Source organism: Candidatus Binataceae bacterium (assembly GCA_035508495.1).
Lineage (GTDB): Bacteria > Desulfobacterota > Binatia > Binatales > Binataceae > JASHPB01.
In genome coordinates this window covers 1-14,966 of sequence record DATJMX010000028.1, presented here as the reverse complement: position 1 = coordinate 14,966, position 14,966 = coordinate 1, and the positions used below count along the sequence as shown (strand labels likewise).

Genomic DNA, 14,966 nt, shown 5'->3' with positions numbered 1-14,966 from the left:
ATGGCCGGAGCGGCGCAGGTCATAGAACTGGGACGCGCGGAGCGCAACAAACGCGAGAAACGCGAGCGTCTCATCCGCGCGGCGCGCGAGTTGTTCCGCACCAAGGGGTTCGCTGCGACCACGACTAGCGAAATTGCCGAGCTCGCTGACGTCGCGAAAGGCACGCTCTTTTTTCATGCAGGCTCGAAGGAAGAGTTGCTCGTCATGATGTTCCAGGAAGACATGGGACGGACAATCGAGCGGGCCTTCGCCATGATCAAAGGCGAGACATTTTACGATCAGATGATGTACGTCTTCCGCGCGATGATCGATCAGAATCGGCGCGACCTCGAGTTAGCGCGGATCTTCGTCAAGGAACTGCCGTTCGTAAAGGGCGATCGTCACGGCGTCGCCGCGACCGCACAAGACTTCTTCGACAAGATGAGCCTGCTGATCGAAGAAGCCAAGAAGCGCGGCGAAATCATCAAAGACGTTGACTCGCGGTTGCTCGCTCACAACTTGTTCGCACTTCACTATGTATTCACGCTGTTATGGCTTGGAAGCGGCGAAATTTCTCCGGAGGGCCGTTCTCCTTCGATGGGGGAGATTCTGGCTCTCGAGCTCAAGGGGTTCATGAAAAGCCCTGACCGTCAGCGGGCAACGGGTAAAACATCAAAAACCAGGAATCAGGCGAGGTCCTAATATGAGCAAGGTCAAAGTTGCGGGCGTCGAAGTTTCGACCGATCATTTCATCGACGGCAAGCGCGTCGAATCCAGGCGCAAGTTCCCGAACTGCTCGCCGATTAACAACAAACATATTGCTGATGTGAGCGCGGGGGCTGCCGACGAAGTCGATGCCGCCGTCTCCGCGGCGCGGCGTGCCTTTCCGCAATGGGCGGCGCTCGGACCCGAAGGACGTCATCCGATTCTCAGTCGATTTGCCAAAGCGATTCAGGATCATGCACAGGAAATCGCCGCCGTCGAAACTGAAGACAACGGGTCATTGCTAACTGGCAATGCCGCCCGGATGGTCCCGCGCGCAGCTCTCAATATCCAGTTCTTTGCCGATCGGGCGCTGAAGCTGAACGATGAAAAAATCGATTCGCCCGAAGTAGTCAATCATGTTCGATTCGATCCCGCCGGCGTCGCCGCGCTCATTACGCCGTGGAATGGACCATTCATGCTGACGACATGGAAGGTAGGTCCATGTCTGGCCGCGGGTGACACCGCGGTCGTGAAGCCGCCTGAATGGGCGCCGCTGACCTGCTCGTTGATGGCCGATCTTGCGACTGAGGCTGGAATTCCTCCCGGCGTGCTTAACGTAGTGCAGGGAATTGGCGAGGAGGCAGGCGCCGCACTATCTGCGCATTCCGATATCGATCGCCTCAGCTTCACTGGTTCGACCGACACCGCTCGGTTGATTGGCGCTTCGTGTGCGAAATCGCTCACACCGGTTGCCTTCGAGCTCGGCGGCAAGTCGCCGTTTATTATTTGCGCGGATGCCGATCTCGATGCGGCTGCGCAGACCGCGGCGGGGCAGTATTTCAACGCGGGTCAGGTCTGCCTTGCCGGTACGCGGCTCCTGGTCGATGCGAAAGTCGCCGACGAGTTTCAGGCCAAATTCCGCGCCGCCGCATCGCATATGACCGTCGGCGATCCGCGCGACAAGAACACTCGAATTGGTCCGCTTATCACGCCAGAGCACTACAAGCGCGTGGAAGGTTTCGTCGAGCGTGCCCTCAAAGCCGGGGTGAAGCCGGTCTGGGGAGGCCATCGCCACAGCGCCGGCGAACTATATTTTGAACCGACGCTGCTCGAAGGCGTGTCGCAGGAACAGGAGATCGTGCAGCGCGAGGTATTCGGTCCCGTTCTTACCTGGCAGACGTTCCGCGACGAGGACGAGGCAATCAAGCTCGCCAACGGAACCAGCTACGGTCTCGCCGCGACGATATTCAGCAAAAATGAAGAGCGCGCGATGCGCCTTGCGAAAAGCGTCGTTGCCGGGACTGTTTGGGTGAACTGCTTCTTCGTGCGTGAGCTTGGCGCACCGTTCGGCGGCAGCCGCAATTCGGGAATCGGCCGCGAAGGCGGCAACTGGAGTTTTGACTTCTATTGCGATGTGAAGAACATCGCGGCTATGAAAGGTTCATTCGCGTAAATCGTCCAGCGCGAGGAGGGAATGAGATGGTCCAGGTAACTGAGCTCGGATATATCGGATTCGGCGTTAAGGATCTCGAAGCGTGGAAGAAGTTCGCGAGCAACATCCTCGCGATGGAGGTAGTCGAAGAAGGCGAGAGCGATCGCTGCTACCTCAGGATGGACTATCAGCATCATCGCGTCGTCCTTCATTCTGATCCGTCGGATGACCTGATGTATCTGGGGTTTCGTGTCGCGGGCCCGGAAGAGTTCCGCGCGATGCAGACCCAGCTGAGGGAGGCCGGCCTCAAGTTCAGGCTTGGTGACGAGCGCGAAGCTACCGAGCGCCAGGTGCTCGAGGTGATGAAGCTCGAGGATCCGGATGGCAATCCGATCGAGATCTTTCATGGGCCTCACGTCCAGTTTTCAAAACCATTTCATCCCGGGCGCGCGATGCACGGCCGATTCAAGACCGGTTCAGGCGGCGTAGGTCACTGTATAATTCGCGAAAAGGATACCGACGCAGCCTATCGCTTCTATTCCGCGCTCGGTATGCGCGGGAGCGTCGAATACAAGATTCGCCTCGGCGATCGCACGCTGGCGCTGATGTTCATGCATTGCAACGATCGCGATCATAGTGTCGCCTTCGGAGTGCCGGGCGCGACCAAGCGTTTTAATCACATGATGATCGAGGTGGAAAACTTCGACGACGTTGGTCTCACTCACGAGCTCGTGCGGCGTGAGAAAATTCCGGTGCATATCACGCTCGGCAAACACTCCAACGATCATATGTTCTCTTTCTACTTCGAGACGCCGTCGGGATTCATGCTCGAATATGGTTACGGCGGGCGCGCGGCTACTTACCAGTCCGAATACTATTCGCAAGATATGTATGGTCACGCGCCCGAAGCGGGCGGATTCGGTCCGCCGCCTAAGGAACGCCGCTAGGCTGCATAGTGTCGTATTGGGTGAATCTGCTCGACTGCGAAACGCAATTCCTGAAGGGGCGCTATCGCACTCGGATCCTCGAGGCGGGAGAGGGATTTCCCTTTGTGCTCCTGCACGGGATGGGCGGCCATCTCGAGAATTTCGTCAACAACATTCCCGAATACGCAAAACATTTCCATGTCATCGCGATGGATTTTCTGTGGCATGGACGATCGCAGACTGCGGGTTTCGACGAAGCGGTGTTGCCGCCGCTGGTCGATCAGCTTCGCGATGTGCTCGATACGCTGAAACTCGACAAGGTTCACCTTGAAGGCCAATCGCTCGGAGGATGGGTCGCGGCACTATTCACGCTCAAGTACCCGGAGCGCGTAGAGAAGCTCGTGCTTACTACGGCGACTGGCTATGTACCCGATGAGGGCGCGATTCCCGGATACAGACGTCCGAACGCGGCGGCGACAGTCGATCAGGCGCTCACAGTATTTGACGATCCCAGCGATGCAAATATCCGCAAACGCCTTGAAGTAGTCGTTTTCGATAGTTCATTGATCAGCGACGAGACCGTTGCCCTTCGCGCAAGGATCTATCGCGATCCGGCCGTCAATCGAGTGCTGCGCGAGGTGATGCGAAACTATCTTGCCGGAGAAGGTCCCGCGCGAAATTCGATTACTGACTCACTTGCGAGGCAGATAAATCGCCCAACGTTGGTGTATTGGGGTGACAAGAATCGTCCGGGACCAGAGGTTGGCCAGCGTCTGGCGGCAATGATTCCAGGCGCGAAGTATCACGGTGCCAGCGATACCGGCCATTGGGCGCAGTTCGAGCACTGCGAAGAACATAATCGCGTTGTGCTGGATTTTCTTCTCGATCGAGGCTGAACGATATGGATCTGGGAATCAGCGGGCGAAAGGCCCTGGTGTGCGCTTCGAGCAGAGGATTGGGCCGCGCATGTGCCGAGGCGCTTGCGAAGGAAGGCGTCCACGTATTCATCAACGGCCGCGACGAGAAACGGCTTGCGCAGACGCTCGAAGAGTTCCGCAGCCTTGGCTTGCAGGCGACTGCGGTAACGGGCGACGTTACGACCGATACGGGTCGTAGCGCGTTGCTCGCAGCCTGCCCCGATCCGGACATACTAATCAACAATAACGCCGGGCCTTCGCCGCGCAGCTTCGTCGAAATCGATCACGAAGACTGGCTAGCCGGTCTCGAGGCCAACATGATCGCGCCGTTACTGTTGTTGCGGGCATTGTTACCGGGAATGAGAAAGCGGCAGTTCGGAAGAATAATCAATATCACGTCCGCGATGGTTAAGCTTCCTCATCCCAGTATGGCGCTGTCTTCGGGGGCTCGCGCAGGTTTGACCGCGGTTATGAAGGGCCAGTCGGTCGATTGTGCCCGCGACAATGTGACTGTTAACAATCTGTTGCCGTACATAATAGATACGGACCGGCAACGATGGCTGGCGCAGCGGCGCGTCGACCAGGAAAAGATCAGTTTTGAGCAGGCTCGCGCCGATCAGATCCGGGGTGTGGCGGCAAAACGAATGGGAGAACCGCGCGAGTTCGGCGCGATCTGCGCGTTCCTCTGTAGCGCGCACGCCGGATACATCTCAGGCCAGAGCATCCACGTTGATGGCGGATCCTATCCGGGATTGATCTGAGTCAGTTGCAGCGGCAGGAGAACATCTGATGGAACTAGCCACTATCGCGCGGATTGCAGGAGAGCTGCACGAGGCTGAGAAGAATCGAAAAGTAATCCGGTTCTTATCAGCCCAGTTTCCTGACATGACCGTCGCGGATGCCTATGCAATTCAGAAGGCATGGGTCGATATAAAACTCGGCGAAGGACGCAAGATAATCGGCCACAAGATCGGGTTGACCTCGCGCGCGATGCAATCGATGGCGAATATCAATGAGCCCGACTACGGCGTGCTGCTCGACGATATGCTCTACCACGACGGCGCCGAAATACCGGCGAATCGTTTTATAAGTGCAATGCTCGAAAATGAGCTCGCATTCGTTCTTGGCAAACCCCTAAAGGGTCCCAATTGCACTATATTCGACGTGTTGAACGCGACTGAGTATGTAATTCCGGCGCTCGAAATTGTCGATTTGCGCACGCGCGTCGACGATCCTGACACCAAGCGGCGCCGATGGGTCGTTGATACGATCGCCGACAACGCCGCCAACGCCGCGCTAGTGTTGGGCGGGCGTCCGATCCGGCCGCTGGATATTGATTTGCGGTGGGCGGGGGCTCTTTGCTATCGCAACGGAGTGATCGAGGAATCTGGTCTCGCGGCCGCGGTCCTGAATCATCCGGCGAACGGAATCGCATGGCTGGCAAATAAGCTCGCGCCGTTCGACGAGCGACTCGCAGCGGGCGAGATCGTGCTTGCGGGATCATTCACGCGCACCGTGGCTGTACGTGCCGGCGACGTGTTCCACGTCGACTACGGTCCTTTGGGATCGATTTCGTGCCGCTTCGTCGGGGAGCGTTGAAATGGACGTACCGGTTAATCGATTCAAGCGCGCGATCCGCGAGGGAAAAGCGCAAATCGGGCTGTGGCTCGCGCTCGCCGATCCGGGTGCGGCGGAACTCTGCGCGGGAGCGGGTTTCGACTGGCTATTGCTCGATGCTGAGCACGGCCCCAACGATCTGCGGACCCTTCTGGCGCAGTTCCAGGCGATCGCGCCATACCAGAGTCATCCGATTGTGCGGCTGCGCGTGGGCGATACGCACATGATTAAGCAGGTACTGGAGATCGGCGCGCAGTCGCTCTTGATACCGATGGTCGAAACCGCTGAACAGGCCGCCGCCCTGGTTGCGGCGATGCAATATCCTCCCGCCGGAGTGCGCGGCGTGGGCGCGGCGCTCGCGCGCTCGTCGCGATGGAATCGGATGCCGCAGTACCTCAAGCAGTCCGGCGACGAGATGTGTCTGCTGGTGCAGATCGAAACTCTGCGCGGTGTGGAAAACGCCAAGGCGATCGCCAATACCCCCGGCGTTGACGGTGTCTTTATCGGACCGTCCGATCTGTCCGCGTCGATGGGCCATCTCGGCAACCTGATGCATCCCGACGTGCTCTCCACGATCGAGCGGCTGATGGGCGAAATTCGCGCCGTGGGAAAAGCGCCCGGAATATTGACCGGCGACGAAAAGCTCGTGCAGCGCTACATAGAGCTCGGATGCAAGTTCATCGCGGTCAGCGCCGATACGCTACTGCTGGCGCAGAGTGCCGATCGCACTGCGGCTCGTTTCAAGGAGTTTGTGCGCTGAACGCAATCGCTTCCGCAGCAGGTGCATAGACATGGAAGTCAAAGAGCTTGGACACATTGTGCTCTACGTCAGGGACGTGGAAGTCTCGCGCCCCTTCTATCGCGACGTGCTGGGTTGGAAAGAAATCGTTCATGGTCCCGGCGTGGCCGCCTATTCGTCGGGCCGCACCCATCATGAACTGCTCCTGATTCAAGTCGGATCGGAAGCCGCGCCGATCCCGCATCGGCCGCGCGTGGGTCTCTATCACTTCGGACTCAAAGTCGGCGAAAGCGACGATGAATTGCGAGCCGCGATCGCGCGCCTGCGTGAAGCCGAGGTGGCAATCGTTGGGATGTCCGATCACGGTGTAACGCACAGCGTTTATCTGCTCGATCCCGACGGCAACGAAATCGAGATCTATATCGACGTGCAGCCGGCCGCGTGGCGCGACGATCCGGAGCGGGTTCAGATGTACACGCGGCCGCTCCGAATCTGATTTGATCGCGGACTTGATGGCAGGCCATGACTTCGAGTAGCGGATAGCTATGGGTAACTCGCAAGCGAATAGCAGGCGGGCTCTCGACGGTATCCGAGTAATCGATCTGACGTGGCTGCAGGTCGGACCGCAGGCGACGCGCCTGCTCGCGACCTTCGGCGCGCAGGTGATTCGCGTCGAATGGCGCGAGCGCAAGGCCATCGACTTTATTCGTTACAGTCCACCTTTCGCGCCCGACAATGCGCGTTCCGATGGCGGTCGAAGCCAGGGCGTGACGCGCGGCCATGGCATAGCCGGTAACGTTGACCGTGGTGCGTACTTCAACAACACCAACCCCGGCAAGCTCGGCATCACGCTCAACCTGAATCATCCCAAGGGCCGCGATCTGTTGCGGCGCCTGGTGCGCGACGCGAACGTGATTTGCGAGAACTTCAGTCCGCGCCAAATGGAGAAGTGGAATCTCGATTACAGCGAGCTTCGCAAGATCAATCCCGGCATTATCTACATACAGACGACCGGCGTGGGTAAAGCCGGTGTCTACCAGGATTACGTCAGCTATGGGCCGACAGCGCAGGCGTTCTCCGGCTTGACGTATCTTTCGGGTCTTCCCGAGCCGCATCTTCCCGCCGGCTGGGGGTACTCCTACCTCGATCATTCGCCGGGATACTTCGGCGCGATCATGTTGATGGCCGCGATTCGCCGCCAACGCGCCAAGGGTATCGGATGCTACATCGACATGTCGCAGTCCGAGACCGGCCTGATGCTGTCGGGGACTTCCATACTGGAACATCAGATCACGGGAAAACCGACTCAGCGTTACGGGAATCGAATGCCATTTCTCGATTGGGCGCCGCACGGCGCCTATCGATGCGCTGGCGATGACAATTGGATCGCGATCTCAGTTCAATCCGATGAGCAATGGTGCGCATTGGTCGAGGAAATGGGATCGCCGGCGTGGGCGCTCGAAACTCATTTCGCGACTGCCATCGGCCGCAAGCAGTATGAGGATGAACTCGACGAAAAGCTTACGCGCTTCACGATAGGCTGTGATCGATACGATTTGATGGAGCGATTGCAGAGCCGTGGAGTTCCAGCCGGAGTAGTGCAGAAAGCTCCTGATCGATTTGACCGCGATCCGCAGCTCAAGGCGCGCGATTACTACGTCGATCTGCCGAGCAGCGAAATCGGCACCTGGCCGGTTGAGGGGTTTCCCGCCAAGCTCTCGCGCTCGCCGGCCAATGTTGGTGGAACCACGGGGCGCGCGGCGCCGAAGCTCGGCGAAGACAACGAATTCGTCTATCGGAAACTGCTCGGGCTCGGTTCAAACGAGATAGCGGCACTCACCGAGGAGAGTGTGATTTGATCGACGACGGCAATCTGAGTAATTCGCTCGCCGATCTGTCGATACTCGAGATCGGCGATCAATCCGGCGACTACGCCGGAATGCTGCTCGCTGGCCTCGGTGCGGAAGTAATCAAGATCGAGCCGCCGGAAGGATCACCATCGCGAAAGATCGGCCCATTCGCAGCGAGCGGCGACGATCGCGAGCGCAGTCTCTATTTCTGGCGCTACAACCTCAACAAGAAGAGCGCGGTGTTCGAGGTTGACGATCCTGCGGCCCATTCCATTCTTGCCACTTTGGCATCGAAGGTTGATATTGTCCTACTGGCAGGCGAGTACGAAACCGTCAACAAACAAGTTGCAATCTGGCGCCAACTCGTGGCGACCAATCCGCGCCTGATAGTATGTTCCATTACTCCGTTCGGTCTCGATGGACCGTATCGCGCGCTCAAGGCGACCGACCTTGTTCAAATGGCATTGGGCGGGATCATGGCGGTGTGTGGCTACGATCCCGATCGCGACGGCCACTACGATACTCCGCCGATCGCGCCCGCGATGTGGCATTCGTATCACCTGGGTGGCGAGTACGCGGCGGTCGCGCTCATGGCGGCGGTCAATTTTCGCGAATTGACGGGCGAAGGCCAATTCATCGATCTCTCAATTCATGAAGCAGTGAACACCTGCACCGAGGTGGCAATTCCGACTTATGTGTACAGCGGCCTGGTGGTGAAACGGCAGACTGCCCGCCATGCGGCGCCGAATGTCACGCGCGCGAGGCTTTCCAAAAGTGCCGATGGAATTTTGATGCTGGCGAATCTCAGTCCATTCGAACGCGAGCAGCGAGCATTGGCTAATCTCGCCGACCAGGTCGAGATCGGTCACATACTAGGAACCCCGGAATTTGCCCAGCTCGAGAAAGACGATCGGACGGCTGCGGCAATATACAGAAATGACCTGCTCGAGGAAGTTGTCGGAAGCCTGCCGGCAAATGAGATTTTCACGCGAGCGCAGGCGCAGGGACTCGCCTGGTCGCCCATTCGCCGGCCCGAAGACAATCTCAATGATCCGCACTTTGCCGCGCGCGGAAGTTTCGCGGCGATTCATCAAGAACAGATCGGAAAGGATCTGCGTTATCCAAATACAGTCGCGAATGACGGACGCGCGCCGCACTTTTCCTATTCACGCCGGGCCCCGCGTCTCGGCGAGCACACCGGCGAAATACTCGCTCGTATCGCCACCAAATAGTGTCTGCGACAGCCGACGTTAAGTGAGATTCGATGAACGGAAAGACCCTTCTCATCGCGAATCGCGGTGAGATCGCGATTCGGATAATTGAAGCGGCCGCCGCGCTGAGCATGCGCACGGTCGCAATTTATTCCGAAGATGACGCCAACTCGCTGCATGTGGTCCGCGCCGACGAGGCCCGGCGAATCTCAGGCACTGGTGCAGCGGCATATCTCGACGCGGATCAGATCGTTGCGCTCGGGAAAGATGCCGCAGCCGATGCGATCCATCCAGGTTACGGTTTTCTCAGCGAGAACGCAGCGTTTGCTCGCAAGTGTATCGACGCAGGAATCGTTTTCGTTGGTCCGTCGCCGGAGATGCTCGAGTTGTTTGGCGACAAGGTCAAGGCGCGCGAGCTCGCTCATCGATGCGCTGTTCCTGTACTTGGTGGAACCGGCGGCGCAACCAGCCTCAGCGACGCTAAAGCATTTTTTCTGGCTGGCGATTCGAAGCCGGTTGTCATCAAGGCGCTCGCCGGCGGCGGCGGGCGCGGGATGCGAGTCGTTCGGAACATTGATGAGATCGATGAAGCATATCCGCGCTGCCAATCGGAGGCGCGCGCCGCGTTTGGAATCGGCGACGTCTACGTCGAACAGTTGATGCCGCTGGCGCGTCACGTCGAGGTGCAGATTCTCGGCGACCGCGCGGGCAACGTGATCCATCTGTGGGAACGCGAGTGCACGGTTCAGCGCCGGCATCAGAAGCTGATCGAGATCGCGCCCAGCCCGAGCATCGACGAGTCGCTGCGCAACCAGCTTCTCAACGCCGCGATCAAAATGGCGCAGTCCGTGCGATACGAGACGCTCGGCACCTTCGAATTTCTCGTTGGCCGTGACGGCGCCTTCGCCTTCATCGAGGCCAATCCGCGTTTGCAGGTCGAGCACACCGTCACCGAAATGGTAACCGGCGTTGACCTGGTCAAGGCGCAGATCGAGCTCGCATTCGGTGCGACGCTCGATAGTCTCGATCTTGGACGCAACGAAATTCCGAAGCCGCACGGCTATGCAATTCAACTTCGTATCAACGCAGAATCGATGAAGGCGGACGGGTCGGCGCGTCCGTCGAGCGGCACCCTCAGCGTGTTCGAACCGCCCAGTGGGCCGGGCATTCGCACCGATTCGTTCGCGTATGCCGGTTACGCGACGAATCCCCGCTTCGATTCGCTGCTCGGCAAGCTCATCGTACATTCGGCCTCGCCTGATTTCACGGTTGCGATCGCAAAAGCGTCGCGCGCCCTGAGTCAGTTGCGAATCGATGGTCTCCCGACCAACGCTGCTTTTCTGCAGGCCGTGCTTGAGCATGCGGATTTCAAGGCAAATCGCATCCATACCGGATTCATCGAGGAGAAGATCGCCGAACTGACCGCGAGCTCAGCGCATCGGCGGATGTTCTTTGATCGCGCCGCGACCCGAACGACGGTCGGCGCGAAAATCGATCAGATCGATCCGCTCGCCGTTCTCGATCACGGAAAATCCTCGTCCGACAATCTGGCTTCGACGCAGCCGCGCGGCGCGCCGGACCTCGCCAGCTTCGACGCCGCCGGGCCTGATGGCACTACCGCAGTCCGCTCACCGATGCAGGGGACAATCGTTTCGATCGACGTCAACGAAGATGACGTGGTGACTGCGAGTCAGCAACTCGTGATTATCGAAGCGATGAAGATGGAGCACGTTATCCAGGCGCCGGCGAGCGGTATCGTGCGCCGCATCGCGGTGGCAAAGGGTGATACCGTTCCCGAAGGATGCCCGCTGCTATTTATCGAAGAGACCGAGGTCGACGCAGCGGCGGCCTCAAAGTCGATCGCGGTCGATCTCGAATACGTACGGCCCGATCTGGCCGAGGTGATGGCGCGTCACGAGCTGACGCTCGACGCGGCTCGACCCGAATCAGTCGCGCGTCGTCGCAAAACGAATCAACGAACCGCGCGCGAAAATATCGAAGACCTCTGCGATCCCGGATCGTTTGTCGAATATGGCGCATTGGCTATTGCGGCACAGCGGCGTCGCCGCACCGTCGAAGACTTGATCAAGAACACGCCGGCCGACGGCTTTATTACGGGGCACGCCACGATCAATGCCGATAAGTTCGGCCCCGAGCGCGCGCATTCAGTCGTGATGGCATATGACTTCACGGTCCTCGCCGGCACCCAGGGCCATCTCAACCATCGCAAAACTGACAGGATGATCGAGTTCGCGCGCGATTTCGGACTTCCCGTTGTGCTGTTCGCCGAGGGCGGCGGTGGTCGTCCCGGCGACACCGACGGTCATTTCAACACGCGCACGTTTCACGATTTCCCCAAGCTCAGCGCGCTTGTGCCCCTGATCGGGATCGTCTCGGGGCGATGCTTCGCCGGCAATGCGTCGATGCTCGGATGCTGCGACGTGGTAATCGCGTGCCGCAATTCGAATATCGGCATGGGCGGTCCGGCGATGATCGAAAGTGGCGGACTTGGCATCTTCCGTCCCGAGCAGGTCGGTCCGATCGATGTTCAGGTGCCGAGCGGTGTCGTCGACATCGAAGTTACCGACGAAGTTGAAGCGGTCAGCGTCACGCGGAAATATCTGTCCTATTTTCAGGGCTCGCTCGATTCTTATGAATGCGCCGATCAGCGCTTGCTAAGAAGTATAATTCCGGAAAACCGGCTTCGCGGTTACGATCTTCGAAGTGTGATCGGCACTTTGGCGGACACCGATTCCGTGCTCGAATTGCGGCCGCACTTCGGGCGCACCACGATCACAGCATTGGTCAGAATTGAAGGACGTGCGATTGGTATCGTCGCCAACAATCCTATGCATCTGGCGGGAGCAATCGACAGCGACGGCGCTGACAAGGCCGCCCGGTTTATCATGCTCTGCGACGCATTTGACATCCCGCTTGTTTATTTGGCTGACACGCCCGGAATCATGGTTGGGCCGGAAATAGAAAAGACCGCGCTCGTGCGCCACTCATCGCGGATGTTCCTGGCGGGCGCCAATGCACAAGTGCCCTTTCTGACTATTGTACTTCGCAAGTCGTACGGCCTCGGCGCTAACGCGATGCAGGGCGGATCGCCCGACGTCCCGGCCGCGATGGTTTCGTGGCCGACGGGAGAGTTCGGCCCGATGGCTTTGGAAGGGGCCGCCAAGCTTGGCTATCGCAAGGAACTCGCGGCGATCGCCGATCCTGTCGAACGCAAGAAGCTGTTCGACGAGATGGTGGCCAAGATGTATCGCGGTGGCAAAGCGCTCAACAATGCGTCTCACTTCTTCCTTGACGACGTGATCGATCCGGCAGATACGCGGCGCTGGATCACCTCGATACTGCGATCGACGCCAGCGCCCTCCCGTCGTAAGACAAAGAAATATCCATTCATTGACAGTTGGTGATTCGAATCAGCTAGCTTGGCAGGGAATTGACTATGTCAGATTCAACTTTCGCAGCTCCTTTAGCGACGCCTTTTTACAAGGATCATGTTCTCTACCATGCGATCGATGCTGCTGGTGTTCCACCGGTTCGCGCGTGGACCTTCAACGGGTGGCAAGCCGAGAGCATGTCATGGAAGAAGGGTTGTTACATCCATGCCGGCCTGTCCAATACCGGTCCACTTTCCTTCAAGGGACCCGACGCTGAGAAATTCCTCGAAAGCATCTGCATCAACAGCTTCAGGAAGTTTCCCATTGGGAGCATGAAGCATGCGGTCATGTGCAACGAAGATGGCCTGATTGCCAATCACGCGATCACGGAACGAAAAGGGGAAGGCGAGTTCGAAGTGTTCGCAGGAACCCCTTGGCCGCTCCAAAAACTCGAGGCGAGTTCTTACAAGGTTGAAGCGCGCCGCCGCAGCGATTACCTGTTCCAGATTGCGGGTCCGACGTCGCTCAAGACGCTGGAGAAGGCTACGGGCGAGAGCCTGAGAGAGCTCCGCTTCCTACGATTTCGGAATAGTCAGATCGACGGCACGCGAGTCGAGGTCGCACGCATCGGCATGAGCGGCAACCTCGCGTATGAACTGCATGGTCCGATGGAGGAAGGACCCAGGATATACGATGCCGTTTATCGCGCCGGCCAGGAATTCGGCATCGAGCGGCTGGGCTGGGGAACCTATCTCGTAAATCATGTCGAAGGAGGATTCCCCCAGGAAACCTGGACCTTTATTCCCGTGCCGGGCATGCCCGATGAAATAGCCAGATCGTTTATCGGCCAGTTCTTCAAGGTCTCGGGCAGCGTTGATCCGGCGAATCTGCGCGCGCGATTTCGCACGCCTGTCGAAGTCGGATGGCATCAGATGTGTAAGTTCGACCACGACTTTATCGGGCGCGCCGCGCTCGAGGCCGAAGTCGCAAAGCCGAAGCGAACCGTAGTCACGCTGCGATGGAATCCCGAGGATGTGCTCGATATCTACGCTTCGCTGCTCAGGCCCGGCGACGCGTATAAGCCGCTCGATTTGCCGTATGCGCCGAACGTCTGGCCGCAGGCGCATGCCGATCACGTCCTGAGGGATGGTGGTGAGGCGGGGATCTCGTCGGGAACGACTTATAGCTATTACTTCCGTGAAGTGATCTCGATGGGCTGCATCGATATCGACGCATCGAAGATCGGCACTGAAGTCGTCGTGCAGTGGGGCGACTACGGCGGCAAGATCAAGAATGTTCGCGCGACGGTCGCGCGGTTTCCGTACCTGACCGAGGCGCGGAACAGCGATCTCGACGTCAAGTCGCTCGGGTAGCGAGGCGGATTTCGCAGCTTCTTCTCATTTGCGGCGGCTGTGCGGGGATGAAAGTCTTAAAGCAGGCCGGTGCAGGCTTAAAGGAGAAGCGAGGTGGACGAAAAAATCGCGGTTGGATTTCAAACTTTTCTCGCTGATGGCGCCCAGGAATTCGGAGCGGTCCGCGAGGTCAAGCCGGGCGGCCGTTCTGAGATATTGGTGTACGTAGAAAACGCGGGCGACTTCACCGTTCCGCTCAGCGCCGTCGAAGCTGTTCATTCAGAGAAAGTCATCTTGAACTGCGCCAAGCTGAGCAAGGATCTGCTTCGGGCAATTGGCCATGCGCACGATCGCGAAGTTCCTGGGGCGTGAAGAGCGATGGGCTGAATATGACCCTGCTGAACATCGTTGTCATTCTTGTGATCGTCGGACTCGTGATGTGGCTGATCAACACCTACATCCCAATGGCGGCAGCAATCAAAAGCCTGCTCAATATCGTTGTCTTTATTGTGATGCTCGTATGGGTCCTTCAAGCCTTTGGGCTAATTGGAAACATTCCCGGATTACATATTCCACCGCTGAAGTGACTAACGCCGTTATCGCGAAGTGTACATTCCGGATTGATCAGCGGAAGCCAGGTTCGCGCCGGACAGCTTTCCCTAGCATTCCTTTGCAAGAGCAACGTTGCTGATCCTTGCAGCGATGTGATTAACTGCGCGAACTTTCATCATTGCAGTTCCTCTCGCTGATTCATCGATCCTAAGCGAATTTAGGGGTCTATCAACTAGCGCGCTGGCATTGCCGCCGGGATCTGGGCCAAACTCAGATGGATCGCAATTGGAGCAG

Annotated in this window: 14 protein-coding genes; all 14 read left to right on the top strand. The window is 58.4% G+C overall.

All coding sequences use genetic code 11. The features are described 5' to 3' along the window. Positions 1 to 681, top strand: a complete 681-nt coding sequence (locus tag VMA09_09495) for a TetR/AcrR family transcriptional regulator (GenBank protein ID HUA33825.1) — start codon at positions 1 to 3, stop codon at positions 679 to 681. A 1-nt stretch (position 682) separates the two neighbouring features. Continuing rightward, positions 683 to 2,137, top strand: coding sequence for an aldehyde dehydrogenase (locus tag VMA09_09490; protein ID HUA33824.1), 1,455 nt, complete (start codon positions 683 to 685; stop codon positions 2,135 to 2,137). Between the two features lie 26 nt (positions 2,138 to 2,163). Then, positions 2,164 to 3,063 carry a VOC family protein gene (locus tag VMA09_09485; GenBank protein HUA33823.1) on the top strand — a complete coding sequence of 300 codons (900 nt, stop codon included), beginning with the start codon at positions 2,164 to 2,166 and terminating at the stop codon, positions 3,061 to 3,063. Positions 3,064 to 3,071: 8 nt separating this feature from the next. Further along, the gene (locus VMA09_09480; protein HUA33822.1) at positions 3,072 to 3,938 is read left to right on the top strand and encodes an alpha/beta hydrolase; all 867 of its coding nucleotides are present in this window, start codon (positions 3,072 to 3,074) and stop codon (positions 3,936 to 3,938) included. Positions 3,939 to 3,943: 5 nt separating this feature from the next. Continuing rightward, entirely contained in the window at positions 3,944 to 4,720 is a 777-nt protein-coding gene (locus tag VMA09_09475) for an SDR family oxidoreductase (GenBank protein ID HUA33821.1), read from the top strand. 28 nt (positions 4,721 to 4,748) lie between these two features. Next, positions 4,749 to 5,558 carry a 2-oxo-hepta-3-ene-1,7-dioic acid hydratase gene (gene hpaH / locus VMA09_09470; GenBank protein ID HUA33820.1) on the top strand — a complete coding sequence of 270 codons (810 nt, stop codon included), beginning with the start codon at positions 4,749 to 4,751 and terminating at the stop codon, positions 5,556 to 5,558. Position 5,559: 1 nt separating this feature from the next. After that, positions 5,560 to 6,336: a 4-hydroxy-2-oxoheptanedioate aldolase gene (gene hpaI, locus VMA09_09465; protein ID HUA33819.1), complete on the top strand. Its 777-nt coding sequence runs from the start codon at positions 5,560 to 5,562 to the stop codon at positions 6,334 to 6,336. Positions 6,337 to 6,367: 31 nt separating this feature from the next. Further along, the gene (locus VMA09_09460; protein HUA33818.1) at positions 6,368 to 6,811 is read left to right on the top strand and encodes a VOC family protein; all 444 of its coding nucleotides are present in this window, start codon (positions 6,368 to 6,370) and stop codon (positions 6,809 to 6,811) included. 49 nt (positions 6,812 to 6,860) lie between these two features. Further along, positions 6,861 to 8,174 (top strand): CoA transferase, encoded by a 1,314-nt coding sequence (locus VMA09_09455; protein HUA33817.1) that lies wholly within the window; start codon positions 6,861 to 6,863, stop codon positions 8,172 to 8,174. Then, positions 8,171 to 9,397, top strand: a complete 1,227-nt coding sequence (locus tag VMA09_09450; GenBank protein HUA33816.1) for a CoA transferase — start codon at positions 8,171 to 8,173, stop codon at positions 9,395 to 9,397. The genes VMA09_09455 and VMA09_09450 overlap by 4 nt, the downstream gene beginning before the upstream one ends. Before the next feature lie 32 nt (positions 9,398 to 9,429). Then, a complete protein-coding gene (locus VMA09_09445) occupies positions 9,430 to 12,801 on the top strand; it encodes a carboxyl transferase domain-containing protein (GenBank protein HUA33815.1) in 3,372 nt (1,123 codons plus the stop codon). A gap of 32 nt (positions 12,802 to 12,833) precedes the next feature. Then, positions 12,834 to 14,141, top strand: coding sequence for a hypothetical protein (locus VMA09_09440; GenBank protein HUA33814.1), 1,308 nt, complete (start codon positions 12,834 to 12,836; stop codon positions 14,139 to 14,141). Between the two features lie 93 nt (positions 14,142 to 14,234). Then, positions 14,235 to 14,492: a hypothetical protein gene (locus VMA09_09435; GenBank protein ID HUA33813.1), complete on the top strand. Its 258-nt coding sequence runs from the start codon at positions 14,235 to 14,237 to the stop codon at positions 14,490 to 14,492. A 17-nt stretch (positions 14,493 to 14,509) separates the two neighbouring features. Continuing rightward, entirely contained in the window at positions 14,510 to 14,707 is a 198-nt protein-coding gene (locus VMA09_09430; protein HUA33812.1) for a Thivi_2564 family membrane protein, read from the top strand. Positions 14,708 to 14,966 lie beyond the last annotated feature (259 nt).

Excerpts from the sequence above, each read along its gene's own strand:
- VMA09_09445 (HUA33815.1), top strand. The coding sequence starts at position 9,430 with ATGAACGGAAAGACCCTTCTCATCGCGAATCGCGGTGAGATCGCGATT.
- VMA09_09455 (HUA33817.1), top strand. The coding sequence starts at position 6,861 with ATGGGTAACTCGCAAGCGAATAGCAGGCGGGCTCTCGACGGTATCCGA.
- hpaI (HUA33819.1), top strand. The coding sequence starts at position 5,560 with ATGGACGTACCGGTTAATCGATTCAAGCGCGCGATCCGCGAGGGAAAA.
- hpaH (HUA33820.1), top strand. The coding sequence starts at position 4,749 with ATGGAACTAGCCACTATCGCGCGGATTGCAGGAGAGCTGCACGAGGCT.
- VMA09_09475 (HUA33821.1), top strand. The coding sequence starts at position 3,944 with ATGGATCTGGGAATCAGCGGGCGAAAGGCCCTGGTGTGCGCTTCGAGC.
- VMA09_09490 (HUA33824.1), top strand. The coding sequence starts at position 683 with ATGAGCAAGGTCAAAGTTGCGGGCGTCGAAGTTTCGACCGATCATTTC.
- VMA09_09495 (HUA33825.1), top strand. The coding sequence starts at position 1 with ATGGCCGGAGCGGCGCAGGTCATAGAACTGGGACGCGCGGAGCGCAAC.
- VMA09_09440 (HUA33814.1), top strand. The coding sequence starts at position 12,834 with ATGTCAGATTCAACTTTCGCAGCTCCTTTAGCGACGCCTTTTTACAAG.
- VMA09_09485 (HUA33823.1), top strand. The coding sequence starts at position 2,164 with ATGGTCCAGGTAACTGAGCTCGGATATATCGGATTCGGCGTTAAGGAT.
- VMA09_09460 (HUA33818.1), top strand. The coding sequence starts at position 6,368 with ATGGAAGTCAAAGAGCTTGGACACATTGTGCTCTACGTCAGGGACGTG.
- VMA09_09430 (HUA33812.1), top strand. The coding sequence starts at position 14,510 with ATGACCCTGCTGAACATCGTTGTCATTCTTGTGATCGTCGGACTCGTG.